This is a genomic window from Bacillus sp. ABR (assembly GCF_056172715.1).
In genome coordinates this window covers 824991-839273 of record NZ_JAOYSL010000001.1, presented here as the reverse complement: position 1 = coordinate 839273, position 14283 = coordinate 824991, and the positions used below count along the sequence as shown (strand labels likewise).

At 41.2% G+C, this 14283-nt stretch carries 14 protein-coding genes; 1 reads left to right on the top strand and 13 read right to left on the bottom strand.

Annotated elements, in window-relative coordinates:
• Positions 1–32 precede the first annotated feature (32 nt).
• The 3 genes from OIT90_RS04250 to OIT90_RS04240 all read right to left on the bottom strand — a co-directional run bounded on the left by OIT90_RS04250 (position 33) and on the right by OIT90_RS04240 (position 1845).
• Positions 33–170, bottom strand: a complete 138-nt coding sequence (locus OIT90_RS04250) for a hypothetical protein (protein ID WP_167753087.1) — start codon at positions 168–170, stop codon at positions 33–35.
• Entirely contained in the window at positions 160–1293 is a 1134-nt protein-coding gene (locus tag OIT90_RS04245; protein WP_474892279.1) for a response regulator aspartate phosphatase, read from the bottom strand. Before OIT90_RS04245 ends, OIT90_RS04250 begins: the two co-directional genes overlap by 11 nt.
• A gap of 246 nt (positions 1294–1539) precedes the next feature.
• Positions 1540–1845 carry a hypothetical protein gene (locus OIT90_RS04240; RefSeq protein ID WP_474892278.1) on the bottom strand — a complete coding sequence of 102 codons (306 nt, stop codon included), beginning with the start codon at positions 1843–1845 and terminating at the stop codon, positions 1540–1542.
• A 69-nt stretch (positions 1846–1914) separates the two neighbouring features.
• Between OIT90_RS04240 and OIT90_RS04235 the strand changes: the two genes are divergently transcribed.
• Positions 1915–2409, top strand: a complete 495-nt coding sequence (locus OIT90_RS04235; RefSeq protein ID WP_474892277.1) for a hypothetical protein — start codon at positions 1915–1917, stop codon at positions 2407–2409.
• Between the two features lie 89 nt (positions 2410–2498).
• Here OIT90_RS04235 and OIT90_RS04230 read toward each other — a convergent pair whose 3' ends face one another.
• The 10 genes from OIT90_RS04230 to OIT90_RS04185 are packed head-to-tail and all read right to left on the bottom strand — an operon-like array spanning position 2499 to position 14257.
• Complete coding sequence (locus tag OIT90_RS04230) at positions 2499–3299, bottom strand: peptidoglycan recognition protein family protein (protein ID WP_474892276.1); 801 nt, start codon at positions 3297–3299, stop codon at positions 2499–2501.
• Positions 3300–3357: 58 nt separating this feature from the next.
• Positions 3358–3621 (bottom strand): phage holin, encoded by a 264-nt coding sequence (locus OIT90_RS04225; protein ID WP_474892275.1) that lies wholly within the window; start codon positions 3619–3621, stop codon positions 3358–3360.
• A 19-nt stretch (positions 3622–3640) separates the two neighbouring features.
• On the bottom strand, positions 3641–3853 hold the full coding sequence (locus OIT90_RS04220; RefSeq protein ID WP_073206560.1) for a BhlA/UviB family holin-like peptide: 213 nt from the start codon (positions 3851–3853) through the stop codon (positions 3641–3643).
• Positions 3854–3886: 33 nt separating this feature from the next.
• Complete coding sequence (locus tag OIT90_RS04215) at positions 3887–4027, bottom strand: XkdX family protein (RefSeq protein ID WP_076840382.1); 141 nt, start codon at positions 4025–4027, stop codon at positions 3887–3889.
• On the bottom strand, positions 4024–4296 hold the full coding sequence (locus OIT90_RS04210) for a hypothetical protein (RefSeq protein ID WP_474892274.1): 273 nt from the start codon (positions 4294–4296) through the stop codon (positions 4024–4026). Before OIT90_RS04210 ends, OIT90_RS04215 begins: the two co-directional genes overlap by 4 nt.
• A 14-nt stretch (positions 4297–4310) precedes the next feature.
• Positions 4311–5933, bottom strand: a complete 1623-nt coding sequence (locus OIT90_RS04205) for a BppU family phage baseplate upper protein (protein WP_474892273.1) — start codon at positions 5931–5933, stop codon at positions 4311–4313.
• 11 nt (positions 5934–5944) lie between these two features.
• Entirely contained in the window at positions 5945–7816 is a 1872-nt protein-coding gene (locus tag OIT90_RS04200) for a right-handed parallel beta-helix repeat-containing protein (protein ID WP_473449089.1), read from the bottom strand.
• A gap of 41 nt (positions 7817–7857) precedes the next feature.
• The gene (locus tag OIT90_RS04195) at positions 7858–9759 is read right to left on the bottom strand and encodes a phage tail protein (protein ID WP_473449092.1); all 1902 of its coding nucleotides are present in this window, start codon (positions 9757–9759) and stop codon (positions 7858–7860) included.
• 8 nt (positions 9760–9767) lie between these two features.
• Positions 9768–10598 carry a phage tail domain-containing protein gene (locus tag OIT90_RS04190; protein WP_473449094.1) on the bottom strand — a complete coding sequence of 277 codons (831 nt, stop codon included), beginning with the start codon at positions 10596–10598 and terminating at the stop codon, positions 9768–9770.
• Positions 10595–14257: a phage tail tape measure protein gene (locus OIT90_RS04185; protein WP_473449096.1), complete on the bottom strand. Its 3663-nt coding sequence runs from the start codon at positions 14255–14257 to the stop codon at positions 10595–10597. Before OIT90_RS04185 ends, OIT90_RS04190 begins: the two co-directional genes overlap by 4 nt.
• Between the last annotated feature and the right edge of the window lie 26 nt (positions 14258–14283).

Sequence of the window (14283 nt, the reverse complement as noted above, 5' to 3'; positions counted from 1 at the left end):
AATAAAAAAGAAGCCCCCAAATGGGCTTTTTTTTAATGGAATTTATCATAACCGATACTTGAGGTGTGACCTCTGATAGCTTCATCATGATTTTGTGAAAAGGCGAAATAACCAAGCGTGCTCAAAGTGCCAATAATGATGAGGGTTGCTACTACTGACTTAAATTTCATAAAGGCAATCGCTCCTTTTAATTAATTGTTGGAAGTAAAGAACCTTCTCATAGAAGTTCGACGCCTTGTCCTTATCTCCTACTGTTTTATATCTCCTTGCTGCATCTTTCGATAATTCTTCAAGAATTGCATACATTCCTCTTTTGGTTAAATATTCGGTATCACTCAAGACCTTGTCATAATCATCTTTGACATAAAGCGCCTTATAAAATGTGAACACTTTAAGCATCACGTCATCATTTAATTTTTCAGCCAATTCTATGCCCTGGTTGAGAGCATATAACCCTAAATCGTTTTCCTTCTCATGAAAATACGACCTTACAAGCACGCTTAAAGGATCAAGTATTCTGTTAAAATGCTCATATCCTCGCTCTTTAAAAGCATTGATTGAATCATTTAAATATTTGATTGCGGCAGCTATTTCATCATTGTGGAAATAACTTAAAGCCAAATTATAAAGCGCTGACCCTACTAATCTTTTGGTGTCGCTTTCCGTTGCTTTTTCTAGTGCGTGTTCAAAATGTGGTTTTGCTTTTTCGGGGCAACCCATATCAATATAGTTTAATCCAATGACAAAGGAACATTGTATCTGTCTAACAGTATAAGTTTCTTTTTCTCTATAACATTCTATTGCTTGGGCTATATGGTGCATGGACATGTGGTTTTGTTTCATGTGGTAATAGATTTCTGCCATCTTGAAATTGAACTCGGCCCGTTCAATATCGTCACTGACAAGAGACAGCTTTTTTTCTGCTCGTTTATAGAAGGTAATGGCGTTGAGGTATTCATAATTTTCAAATTCGTACATGCCGTAGAAAAAATTAAAATAATAATCAAGTAAGCCTGTTAATTTCTCTTGATCCCTTTTAATCTTCATTGCTAATTCTCTAAAGTTGGCACGCTCTTTTCCATTCTCCAATGGATTCAAATAATCCAACATTAATTTATGTCGGAACTCCATAAGAGAGAAATATAATAATAAATCCTGGTTTTCCTCCATATTATCGAGCAAAGATTTTATTTCTTCTTTATATGCCTCGGCGTCCGGCACGTTAAATCTTTGAATATGGTAATACCATTCATTGATTTTCATCCCGACATGAGAAGAAAGCACTTTCTCCATAAGACCCTACCCCTTCCTTTATTTTCCCTATAATTACATATATTATCATCTACTTAAATATTCCACACCGAAAAGAAACCGCAATTTCTTTCCACATATGAAAATGAAAAAAGTCGAATCAAGGTTAAATTGAAGGGGGAATTGTCTAAATTAAGGAAATTTTAAGGTAATTCAACTTGTTTCAAATCCCTTTTATATGTACATTTGTAATTAAATACAATGGAAGTAGGTGGTAAATGAATAGTCCTATGACCTCTTTTCGGGCATTTCCTCCAAAAAATTCAATAGCTTAGGCTCATGAATTTCTGAAATTGCAAATTGAATAAAATCTATATCATCAGTGCCAGGGAAACAAAATAGCTGAATACTATAATTAGATGTGTTTTCACCTAGTAAACTGGCTATTTTCAAAGCAATATCAACATTTTTATAATCAACTCGGAAAATAATTTTCCCCCCGGAAATGTGGAAGTCTTGAATTGCATTTTCAGTTTTTTCAGGGTTCACCATTAAGTCAAGAAAAGCCTTCAATTTATTCGCATGTTTAATCATCTTTGTTTATTACCTCCTAGATTTTCTATGAATTATAACTCAAAAATAATTTGTAAGGAAGTGTAAATAGTGTTTAAAAAAATAATCAGTCTTGCTTTAGTTTCTATTCTAGCTTTAACTGTTTTTTCGAGTTCCGTTTCAGCAAGTGAACCAGAAGTCGTTTATGGTGGAAAATATGATTCTGTTATTAAGACATTACCTAACACTTCAATAAGTGAGCTTGCTTTACAAAAGAAAGCCGGGGAAGTTTCTACTAATACAACACAATGGGGACCGGGTGGAACGGCTTCATTAAGTGTAACTGGCGATCGTAGGCATATTTATTGGAGTGTTAAGCCAGAAGCAAAAGGTCCGTGGGTTTTTCATGGTAAGTTAAAGTTAAGATACAAAAGTGGTTATAAAAGAGACGTTCCTATTCGAGGCTTTGGAGTTCCCAAAGTTGGTTTTTCAGGTGTTGTAGATATTAATAAAAACAAAGGCGGAAAAGTTTATTTAACTGGAAGTGCAGAAGATTCCTTCGGAGATAGATTCCCTGTATTACCTGGTTTCTTTGTAAGTTTTTAATATAGTTTTCTACCAAAAAAGCCCCTATCCAATTAAGGACAGGGGTTTAATTGTTCCATGTTTTCTATAGACAAAAGTCTATAGTTTTTTTATTTTAATAGTTTTTCGAGAACGGCTTTTGTCTTCGGTCCATAAATGCCGTCAGCAGCAAGTCCATGCATAAGCTGGAACCGCTTGACCGCATCCGCTGTTTTCGGTCCGTAATATCCATCAACACCGTTGTTTTTTGCCTTTTTATCCGGGTAGTAGTAAACCGCCGCTAGGGCTTGCTGTACGGCTTTTACTGCTGATCCCTTAGTCAAAGGTTTTGTAACTTTTAAAATGCCATTAGGCAGGTTGTATGACTTTTTAGCAGGCTTGGAAGCTGCTGTTTTGGATGGTTCTGCTTTTGTTGGTTTTGCAGTCGGTTTTTTACTTGTGTTAGCAACGGCGATACCGCCTTTGAAGCTGTCCCAGCGATTAAGCAACCTGCGGGGGCATTCTTTCCCGCTCCAATGCTTATGCGGTACAACGTTTGACAATGGAATGCCTTGATCCTGCATTAACTGGCGAATGAGCCATTGAGCGTTTTCTACTGCCTTTTCAAAATTGCCGTCTGCATTTTCACAAATTTCAATGCCGATCGACTTCATATTGCCCTTGCCTCTGCCGTCTCCTGCGTGCCATCCGTTTTCGTTTAACGGTAAATGCTGATAGATCACATTTTCGTCCACAGTGTAGTGCCAGCTCACCGCCGTGCTTGAACGCTTCACAAAATTAGCGTGACTTGCTGCGTTTGCACCTTTTGATGTATTGGCTGTATTGTGGACCGTAATATATAAAGGCTTCATATAGTTGCCTGGTCGATTGTTATTCCCTTTTGAAATGAAGTCTTGAATGATTTTTACCATTGTTCATCGTCTCCTTAAAATTGGTTTTAGTATTTAAAAAAGCCGCCTGGGGCAGCTCTTATTTTGTTAATCCTTTTTGTTGCAGCGCTTCTTTCTGCTTTTGTCCTTTAGATGTCACATAGTTATTTTTGAACCATGCCATAAGCGTTGTCACTAATGTAAAGACCATTGAGAAGGCAAGGTACAATGTGTCAGCCAATGATGTGACTTGGTCCTCACTGATCGGCAAAACAGGTTTACCGACCATGATTAAAAATTGGTTGATTAATGCCATAAAAAGAAGCACCGTACGGATCACAGTGCCTTTGTCGAAATTTGTCATATTCAATTCCCCATTTCAGTTATTTTTGGTTTCTTTCGATTCGATCTAATTTTTCGATTACAACGTCATATTTTTCACTGAATTTTGCTAGTACGTCATTTTGTGCGTCAATTTGTTCGTTTAGCTTGTTCTCACGCTCTTTAGTTGTATTGAGGACATAAAACAACACCCAACAAAAAAGAACCGCAAACGGTCCCTGTGTCATCAAATACTGTGCAATATCCATTTCCATTTTGTTCACCTTCTCCCGCCATAAAAAATAAGCCTATACTTCGTACGGCTCACCTGTGATCTGCTCATATTGTTCGGGTGTGATTCTCCCCGCTGCTACGGTGTTATACACCATTTCTTTTGTCCATAATTCTCTATCATAAAAACCTTTGATTCTTTCAAACCAAATATTCATGATGCGTCACCTACCGCAAGCAAGTAATAAAGCTCGGCTATTTCCTTCTGCATGATCTCCATTTCTGACGGCTGCGGCTTTGGCTGCAAGCTCTCTATATACTCTTTAGATGCTGATTCGCTCCATGTTCTCTCTTTCTCGCTATATTTCGGCAAGTATAACCCTTCTTGCGGGCGTACATCTGTAGCATTTTTCGGAATCTCGTCATAATCACTTATGACATCTTCACCCATGTACATAAAATTTTTGTCATAGTAGAAAATTTGCATTGTCAATCACTCCTTTACCACAATGGAATTTCTTCGTTTATTTCGATTCTTGTCACCTTTGAATTGTCATTTGCGTTTAGCCCATTAAACTTTAATGAGCCATCCACGCCAAGCGTCAAACGTGCTGCTCCGTATGATCCAACTGTTGTACCCCCAAAAACGGTTTCCCCTGTTGGTTTTTGAGCAAAGCGGGCAATGACTGTATCGTTCGCGGGTATGCCCTCGAAAGACCCTCTAAGATGTAAAGAGTTTAAGCGTATTGAGAATAGGAGAGGGTTTCCGGCAAAGTGTTTAGTAACTCCAGTTACCAACGTGACTTGATTCCAGGTGCTGCTTAAATCATCATCCGTCAGCATCCGTTTCCACCCTCTGAACGAACCGTCTGTATGAGTCGTGCCGAACCAATGTAAATTATCGCCGCTTCTAATTATGTGGAAATATTTCCGGTTGTTGCCATTGTCAATGACGTAGATATTAAACCAAGACGAATCTGTTTTGCTCGGCATGTTTACGACGTTTGTTCCGACGGCGTAATAGTAACCAGAAGGTAACGTTAATATGTCCGTACCATTAGGAATTAACTGACTTTGTCCGGTTTCTGACAACATAGACGGGTTAGATAACCTTGACCAACCACTCCATACATTATTATTTAAGTAGTTGGTGTAGATGTTATTGGCGTAATCCGTAGCATATACCCAACCGAAACTTGCTTTACCATTTGTTGTGTCTGTCATGTGGAAGAAACCTCTAAAAGAACGGTGATTCGGCAGGTCTTTTGATCCTGCGATAGCATAGAACGTCCCTTGACCCAATCCATTATTGATAACTTCGTCTAAGATGCTTAAAGAAGTATCCTTAATTGAGATCAATGGCATACCCGTATCGGTAGTTATTTTCTTTTGTTGAAAACCCGCGACAAAGTCTTTCGCCTTTTTCAAAGCTGCTTCTGCTTTATCTTGAGCCCCTGCGGGTGTCTCTGCGTAATCCTCCGTATATTTTTTAGCCGCTGCAAGCGCTTCGTCTACTTTATCTTGTGCGCCTTGTTTGGTTTCAAGCGCTTCGAGATCGTCAAGTTTCTCTTTCATCCTGTCAAGCTGCTCTTGAAGCTCTTTCGTGATCTTATCAATGTTTCCTTGCATATCGTCAGTGCGGTTTTGAATGTCGGTTTCAAGCTCTGCCGCCATGCGTTCTATTTCGGTTTTAAGTGTTTGAAAATCATCAATATAAAATTCCGCTGCCGGGGCAATATCCCGGTCAATTAAGTTGCGCTGAATTTCAAATGTAAATTCGTGAATGGACAAGGCTTGTCCGTTACGATAATACAAATTTAATGACGCTTGGACCTTGCCGAAAATCTTTATCTCACTATTGTCTAAGATGTATTCGGCGATCCCTTCGACTTTATCAACAAGCGTGATATTCCGAATGTTTTTCGATCCATTTGCAAACTTTAGTACGAGTTTTCCGTCAACCGCTGACAATGGAAGTGGCACACCATCTTTACGCAAATGAAATACTAGCTTTGCCGTGCCTATGTCCTGGGTGGAAAAAACAATTTTTGAATCGTACACGCTTTGATCATAGGCGTCAACCACGAAAGGCAGCATGCCATTTTTAAAAAGTTGATTCGTCATGATATCCCCCCTCAAGTAATATTTTCGATTGTAAGTATTGGATCAACGCTATTATCGTTTAATGCTGACACTTTTCCGGCGCCTTTTAATCGGTTGCCGTAATGCTGAATGGATGAACATTTGCTTGTTAAATACAAGCCGTGTCTTCCAGTCTTTCCGTTTGCGGTGTTGTTACGGACGGCGCTGTTTTTCACCCCATCCATAAGCAATATAAAGTCGTATTCATCCCCCCGCTTGCCAGCGTTCAAGATGAAGTTTTTATCCACCTGTACAAATTCCGATTCCCCTGAGACAGATATACCCGAGAAACCGATCTCTTCTAGCGTGTTGTCGTCTACCGATACATAATCGCAATTCCCTTCCTCTATCCGCACGCCGTTACCCTGGATGTCTCGCCCTGTGTTGTGATGGACCTTCCCCCGAGTGCTGCGGGTAATCAGTACGCCGTGGTGTCCAATGTTCTCCATGTTGTTATCATCAATAACAAAATGTTTGACGTCAGAAACATGAATACCGTGCCTTGTCGTGCCGTCAATTTGATTGCCCTTAATGACCACATGATCAATCGTTTGATAGCCTTTACGACCGTACACCTGGATTGCATGATCAACCGTCATATTTATAAATTTGTTGTTTTTTATTGTGTGACGCTTTGTCTTGTTTACTCTGCCAGTCGGATTTCCGTTTTTGTCTTGCGTATAAACAGTGCTGACGCTTGGTAATAACGTTCTAACGCCGCCGGAACAGTTTTCGAATGTGTTTCCATCAACAAACACATCTTGCCATTTGTTGCCTGACACCGCCCATTCTGTGCAATCGTAAACCTTGTTATTGAGGAATCTAATACCCGAATAGAGAACACCATCAGTGCTTGTATGTGAATCTATCGCTCTAGGATAGCCCCCAAGCTCTGCGGATTTTCTAACCGTGCAATTCTGCATAGTAAGGTTACGTGTCGGTGTGTGATCATAAGCGCCAAATGCACCGAAATTACTAGATGAACGCATTAAATCAACTTGAACCGCTGCGGAGAACCATCTATCCCCTACATAATCCGCAAACCCTTCAAATGTCACATTATCAATCAAGACATTTTCATTCCCTGCACAATCAAAAGCATGTCCACCACAAACATTTCTCAATGTGATATCACGCATGATAATGCCGGAAGCATGAGCGAAGCCGAAAATAGAACACTGCTCTTTGATTTCATGCCCCATGCTGTCGATAGCGCCTTGACCGTCAATGATCAAGTTTCCGTGTCCGTTATATGCGGTGAAACTCTCATTTGAATCACCATTTACAAACATGCTGCCAACAAAGCCACGCTTGATGGTTGCCCCTGCCTGTAAAGTGATATGAGTGTTTTTATAAATCCTCACCCGTTCACGCAACGTGTAGCCTCCTGGGGGAATATAAAGCCAAATGGGACGATCCTTTGATAATTCTAGTGCTGCTTGTAACGCCTTTGTGAAGTTGCCGTATTTGTTTAAAAACGGCTGCAAAGACACAATCGAAAGCATGTCATTGACTTTCTTTTCAAATTGATCGAAGTCATATTCAAGACGATCATTTAAAGTCGGATGAATGGTCGCATCAAGCGAAACCCTCCCGTCCACAACCTCTTTTATATCGTTTCCGTCATGATTGACGATCAGATTTACAAGCCGCGACCAATAACTATTTAGCCAATGCGCCACGCTTTTCCCTCTGTGGATGATGTTTGCCGCTTCGTGAGCTTTTTCGCTTGCTTTGTGTTCCTTAATTTCAATATCTAGTTGATTCAATGCGTTTTCTGTGGAACGTGCATTTTGCGATAGATTATCTTCAAACTCTGCATTTTTTCCGATTTTGAATACTTTTAACAAGCTGAATCTTCCCATGTTATCAGCTCCTTTCATAAAAAATAGCCGACGTTTTCCCGTCAGCTATCTAAGTAAAATGAAATATTAATTTGTGCGCCGTTTGGTATATCGGCAGCCGTTGGGCTGATCCTTTGACCGTCTTTAGCAAGCATAATATTCATGCCGCTTGGGTTGGTCGTATCAACGGTTACGCCTGCCGTGATTCCCTTTAGACTTAAATCAAAATCAACGCCCGCCCTGGGGCTTTTCGGTTTTATGTCGATCACAACATCAATATCAATAGTGTTCCCTATCTCATCAATTTCCGCACCGTCAACGCTGCTATCATCAATTGACCAGGTTTTCGTAACGCTTGAATATGACAAGCTCAAATCCTGGGAAACCTTTGTATTGATATTATTCAATTGGCTTTGCGTGCTGCTTGCTATGCTCCTTTGAGCCTCAAGCATTTCTGCTATTTCCTTCTTGATTAAATTCCGCTGCCTTTTCATCTCAACATCTTTTTCTAGTTGATAGTCAATAATGTCTTTACGATAATTCGTCAGCGTGACAGATGGCTTCATATCCAAATTGAGAGGGTTGTATTTGATTTCCTGTACCCTTACCTCTCCTTCAAACAGGATGCCGTATGCTGTATCTGCAATGACTGGAACAATAGCGCCTTTACAAATGTTGTCCTCAATCGCTTCGAGCTTCGGATCATACACTTTTTCAAAATCCAATTCGATAGTCAATTTTGGATAAGGGTCAACTTTCTCTTTTAGAAGTTTTTCCATGTCCTCTTTTTTTGAAATGGAATCTTCGTAAACTGTTTCTGCTACTCTCGGGCGACCATCTACAAGAAAAAGTTTTTCGTCAGGGTGAATATATGTCACAGGTGGGAACATGTACTTTTCATCATTTTTAAAGTTCCGATAAAGTCCAATAAAATTCCCGTTAGGCACGCTCACCCGGAAACCCGTTTTCATTTTTTTCGTGTTCGGGTTTTTGCTGTCCTTTCCCTTAAACGTTGCAACGACCGTATGCTCTTTATCCTCAAGACCTCGGATCACATCAACCGTTTCAACCACATGACTTTCTTTGCCTGTGTCTTTGTACGTGCTGAATGTTTTGTTTGTCTTTTTATCTATGTTGAATGTGATTTTCCCGCCTAATTTCTCTTTGATCAGCTTCACGCTGAAGCCTGTCCCTTTAAACGTAAAAGAAAACGTTTGTCCAACGTCCTCCGCATACATGGCATTTAAATCACTGTTTGTTTTCCATTTCGCCGATTTACTATCATAGCTTTTTGTTTCCTCGCTTGCTGTGTCCTTTTCTTCTTTAACCTTGCCATAACCCTTTATTCGTGTGTAAGACTCGGACAAGCTGCTCTTAACACTAATCGTATTCATATTCGCCCTGGTATCTAGTTTGTAATTGATCCGCTTTTTGATTTCTTTATACACGTAAATATGATCGTTGTTTACATCAAGTTCCACGACAAAAGCCGATATAAGATCGTTCATGAGCTCTAACGACTTTTTCTTGCCGAAACCTTCTAGTTTGGCTTTCAATCCTTTAGCATCCGGCATGATGGTATATGAAAAGCCGCTCCCTTTTAAAGCATGTTTAAGCGCTGTGTCTATGTCTATTTCTCCGCTGATTTCTTCGTCCACCTGGTTAAATGTCAGACGAACAATATACATATGGTCAGCCGTCACATTGCGGAATGACACCCCGTTTTCTGTTTTCTTTTCATCTTCGACAATAATGTACCGTTGCGCTTTATGCTCGATCTCATCTATTAGCAAGACGTTGTCATTTACAAGCATATCGAAAGCAAGTTCAGTTTCGGGTATTTGTAAACACTGAAATGATAATTGCTTTGTGCCGTCTAATTTATCCGAGACTTCGGGTTCTACATGTTCCAAAGGTACTTTATTTGTTGGATCGTGCTTTGACTGTACAAATAATTGATTCATCATTTCACCTACTTATAGTAAAAGCGCAAGACAAATCGTATATCAATACTGGATGCGCCTTCGATCTCAAATGGATTAAAGCCAGGGCGTAAACTCGGAAAGCGCCCAGACGTGTCCGCCATTTTCCCATCAATCAAGACGTATTGTCTTGTGATAATGATTTTTTGCTTTTTAGAAACCGATCCCCTTATCGTTAACGCCTCTTTTGTTGCATCATTGCGTATCTTCACGTCCTTACCTGTTAAAAACAGGGTGACGCTATAATCAAAGTCAATCGGATCAATTGTCACATCAGAAGCGTTGTAGACTTTAAACGTCTTGGACGTAAAGCTATATTTGAGATCGTCTTGACTCGGCAAATTCATGCCGATATGAAAATTTTCACCGCTCAAATTCAAAGGCTTTTCAGTATTAAAGACGGTTTCGCCAAGCCCAAGCCCTGCGGTGAATTCCACATCAACTTCTTTATAATTTTTTCCGTCATCTTTTTCGATTTCTATTTCATCATCACACGTCACCAGGTAACGTATACCGGGCGAAAAAGAACAACTAATGTAATAGGGTTCTTCCCTTACGAGCTCCCTTGTAAGCGCCGCCCTGTATCTATTAAACTGATCCGTGCTTTTTGCTTTAATATAAAATCGTGCTTTGATCTTTCTTTCTTTGAAACGGACTTTTTTCGACGTTTGTTTTAATCCTGGTCTATTTGCCACAACCGCCGTTTGTCGTTCGATTGAAGCCGACACAGGCGTAAATTTTACGCAACGTAAAAAGGGAAGGCGCTCACTGATCAATTGAAGTCCTTCCCCGTAAACATCCGTATAAAATTCATAGCTCAAGTCGCAAACCCTCCCCTACGCTGCCTATTTTTGAGTAAATCCATATTGTACTTGTTTAGTCCCTCAACATTAATCGTGGTGTCTTTCATGGCGATCTGTGTCAACAAACCGATCATTTGATCAAACTTATTTTCTAGCTGCTTAATAGCCTCGGCACTATCATTTTGAACAATCACATTTGTTGAACCTTGCCCCGGTTGCTCGGGCTGATAGCCAACCATTCGATTGGCTTGAGCAAGCACCTGCATAGCTCTGTTTCTTCTGAATTGCCTTAAAGGTAAAATCATTTCACCTTTGTGGACTTCTGCCATATGATTTCGGGTAATGATGCCGCCCTTATCATAGCCAATGTACTTGCCGCCTTTTCTCATGTTGACCAAACCAGGATGCTTGTTGATTCCGCCATACCGACTATTCAAATAGTTGATAGCCGCAAGAACCTGGTGAACAGGGTTTTTAATATTTCCGTAACCTGGTTCTTTGTTTGCTGCAAAGGTAGACGGAATGAATTGCATAAGCCCCTGGGACGGATGCCCCGCTTTTGCGTTGCTGTCCCAATTGTTTACGACTGTAGGGTTTCCGCCCGACTCTTTCATAGCGATTGTTTCAAGCGCTTTTGAAAAAGATGGGGAAATTCCCTTTATCGCAATTGCTTGAGCAACCCACTTTTTGACGGCTGCGCTTCCTCCCTCACCAGGAACAAAACCAAAGTCTTTTATCTTGTTTTTAATAAAGGAAACCGCTTTGTCCTTGATAAAAGAAAAGCTGCCTTTGACGATCTGACCAAAGCCGCCTGCCATGCTCGGGGTCGTAACCCCCATTTTTTGAAGCAATGTATTCAGCAGCTTGCTAGGCTTTGTAATGAAGTCAGACACATCAAGTACCAAATCTTTTACTTTGCCGAAAATATTAGAAATGAAGTTGCCTCCCTTGCCTGTACCATCTTTGTAAAATGGCACGCCATCAAACAATGCTTTCGTTTTAGGTCCCGACAATACCTCGGTTCCTTTAGGAAGGTTCATCATTGTGTCAGTAGAAGGAGACAGCCCCATTTGACCGCCAGGCGTGATAAACAGTTCTTGCATTCCTCCGTCGCCTAGAATGGCGGGTCCTCCTGGATGACCGCCTGTCCCTTTTGCATATTTCGGCGGTGTCCATTCCGGTATTTGATTTTCTTTAGGCACGCCCACTTTACCAAGAACCCAGTTAACGCCACCGATAACACCATTCACAACAAAGGAAAGTTTGTCATTCATTTTATTTGCTAATGCTTTGACGCCTTTTAGCGCCTCCCATGCCATGTTTTTAATTCCATTACCGATTTTACCCGGCAATTTTTTGGCTGCGTCTACAATGTCCCAAAAACGTTTAACCATGCCGTCTTTCATGCTTGTCGCAATAGAAACGGCTTTGTCTTTTAGCCAAGTGACCATTTTCCCGGTGTTTGCAGCGCCATTTTTAAAGAAACCGACAATGCTAGACCACATTTTCGGAAAGATGCCTAAAAGCCCTTTTCCGAGTGATTTCGCAATCCCGAGAATCTTTCCGAAAAAGGAAAGTTGAATAAAATTCCATATCGCTTTAATCGAGCCGAAAAACACGTCTTTGATGCCTTGCCACATCTTGCCGAAGTCTCCAGTCAGCAAGCCCGAGAAAAATTTTATGACGCCTTGTATCACTTGCATTGCGCCCATGACAACGCCTTTAATGTTGCCCCAAACGCTTTTGATAATAGCGATAATGGCGGGCATGACAAATTGGACAACGGACCATATATTTTGTAAGGCTTGTGTAATCACACCGCCGTTTTCTTTCCAAAATGTTCCCCACACTGCGGCAAGCTGTCCGATAAATGACAAGATGCCGCCCAGGGCTTGTTTTACAATCGGGGCCATTGTAACAAATACATTCATCAAAATGCCGCCAATCGCTTGAAAGGTCGGCTGCATACTTTGAAATGAGCTTTTTATACTATCAATCACGCCTTTTACTGTATCTGTAGTGCTAACAATCATATCAACCACGCCAGGCGGGAAAAGCTGCGATAATATGCCGTAACCTTCTAAGCGTTCAGCGCTTCCCTCGCCTTGCAATATGCCCCAAATGCCCGCCATTGCCTGTTTTACTGTATTGCCAGCGCTGGACATTTGTTTCATGATCGGGTCAGCAATATTAAAGGCTTTTTCAAGCATTGTAGCCGCCGCGCCTCCTAACGGCTCTAGCGCTGACAGTGCTTGACGCCCGATCTTTTTAAAGCGTGTGCCTAGATTGTCTTGCAATGCTGCCCCTGCTTCGTCAGCTTTGCCCTTTACGTCACCGATTTTTCCATCAATGCCGCCCAGGGCATACATGGCGTCAGCCTCTAGGTCCTCCCATTTTGTCCCGAAAAGAGCCACGCCGATATTGTTAGCGTCCACCTGGTCTTTCATGCTTTTCAACTCTTTTAAAACGGTGTTTGATACATCCTTGACAGTCCCTTTACCTTTCAAAAACTCTTGCCATACCTTTTGTGTCGGTTTCGACATACTCGCCATTGCTTCATTAGTTGATTTTGAACCGTCTTTGACTCGAATTTGAAACTCTTTCATGACGTCGTTGACGTAATCCAAGTTATAAACGCCTGCTTTTGTTCCATTGACGAGTAATTGAAAATATTCCTGTGCTGAATAACCCATTTTTCCGAATAACGTTGAATACTCGGACAGGTTATCGAACATCTCATTGGAAAAATTCAATCCGTTTTGCGCTCCATACGTCATTAAATCGAACGCATCACTCACAGACACGCCAAAACCTTTCATAAGGTTATTTCCCGCTCTTGCAACTTCATTTACTTCTGAATCAAAAGCATCAGCAAGTACCAGGGCTTTTTTAGTTACGTCCGTAAGGTCCTTGTCTGCAATGCCTCGAATATTTTGTTTAATTTGAAACAGACCATTTCTTGCATCATCCAAATTTTCTCCGAAGCCCTGTGACCACACGTCTTTTGCTATGCCTGTGAGCCTTTTGGCTTCATCACCTGTCAAGCCTAGCTGCGCTCTTAAACGCCCTTGTGATGCTTGTATATCAGCCGTCATTTTTGCGCCAAGCGTGCCAACGGCTGCCGTTAATGCTCCAATGGCTGCCGTACCCGCCACCGCTGCCGTAGCAAATCCGCCCTTTAAAATACTTGAGAGTTTGGAAACCTCTTTACCCGCTGCCGTTACATCATTAGATACATTTTGATGACTGGTTGCTAAATCGTCGGCACTGTTTGCTGCTTCTGATTCGGCACGCTCAAGCCGCTCCACTTGACTTTGTGCAAGCCTTAAAGCATTTTGCATATTGCGGTAACTTGTTATTTGAGAGTTTAAGCGTTGTGCGTATTTCTGCGCCTGGGTTGATCCCTCGCCGTATTGCTCCACTTGTTTTTCATATGCTTGTCTATAGGAATCTACAATTCTTTCTTGAATCTTCAATTGATCCGACAAGCCCGACACCTTACTTTTGCTTTCGCCGAGCTTGTCATCTAATGCTTTAAATTCGGCTGCGGTTGCTTTGGTTGCTGATTGTGCCGTTTTAAGCTGCTGCCTCAAGGCTGTGACGCCTTTGTCAAACCCTGTACTATCTAACGTCGTATTGACGACTAATGAGCCTATCGGACGCCCTTCCGTTGCCATATGGTTTACCTCCTTTCCTCAAAAAT

Bases quoted from the DNA above. Each gene is read 5' to 3' on its own strand.
- OIT90_RS04250 (WP_167753087.1), bottom strand. From the start codon at position 170: ATGAAATTTAAGTCAGTAGTAGCAACCCTCATCATTATTGGCACTTTG.
- OIT90_RS04205 (WP_474892273.1), bottom strand. From the start codon at position 5,933: ATGACGAATCAACTTTTTAAAAATGGCATGCTGCCTTTCGTGGTTGAC.
- OIT90_RS04210 (WP_474892274.1), bottom strand. From the start codon at position 4,296: ATGCAAATTTTCTACTATGACAAAAATTTTATGTACATGGGTGAAGAT.
- OIT90_RS04185 (WP_473449096.1), bottom strand. From the start codon at position 14,257: ATGGCAACGGAAGGGCGTCCGATAGGCTCATTAGTCGTCAATACGACG.
- OIT90_RS04220 (WP_073206560.1), bottom strand. From the start codon at position 3,853: ATGGAAATGGATATTGCACAGTATTTGATGACACAGGGACCGTTTGCG.
- OIT90_RS04195 (WP_473449092.1), bottom strand. From the start codon at position 9,759: ATGAATCAATTATTTGTACAGTCAAAGCACGATCCAACAAATAAAGTA.
- OIT90_RS04245 (WP_474892279.1), bottom strand. From the start codon at position 1,293: ATGGAGAAAGTGCTTTCTTCTCATGTCGGGATGAAAATCAATGAATGG.
- OIT90_RS04215 (WP_076840382.1), bottom strand. From the start codon at position 4,027: ATGAATATTTGGTTTGAAAGAATCAAAGGTTTTTATGATAGAGAATTA.
- OIT90_RS04200 (WP_473449089.1), bottom strand. From the start codon at position 7,816: ATGGGAAGATTCAGCTTGTTAAAAGTATTCAAAATCGGAAAAAATGCA.
- OIT90_RS04230 (WP_474892276.1), bottom strand. From the start codon at position 3,299: ATGGTAAAAATCATTCAAGACTTCATTTCAAAAGGGAATAACAATCGA.
- OIT90_RS04225 (WP_474892275.1), bottom strand. From the start codon at position 3,621: ATGACAAATTTCGACAAAGGCACTGTGATCCGTACGGTGCTTCTTTTT.
- OIT90_RS04240 (WP_474892278.1), bottom strand. From the start codon at position 1,845: ATGATTAAACATGCGAATAAATTGAAGGCTTTTCTTGACTTAATGGTG.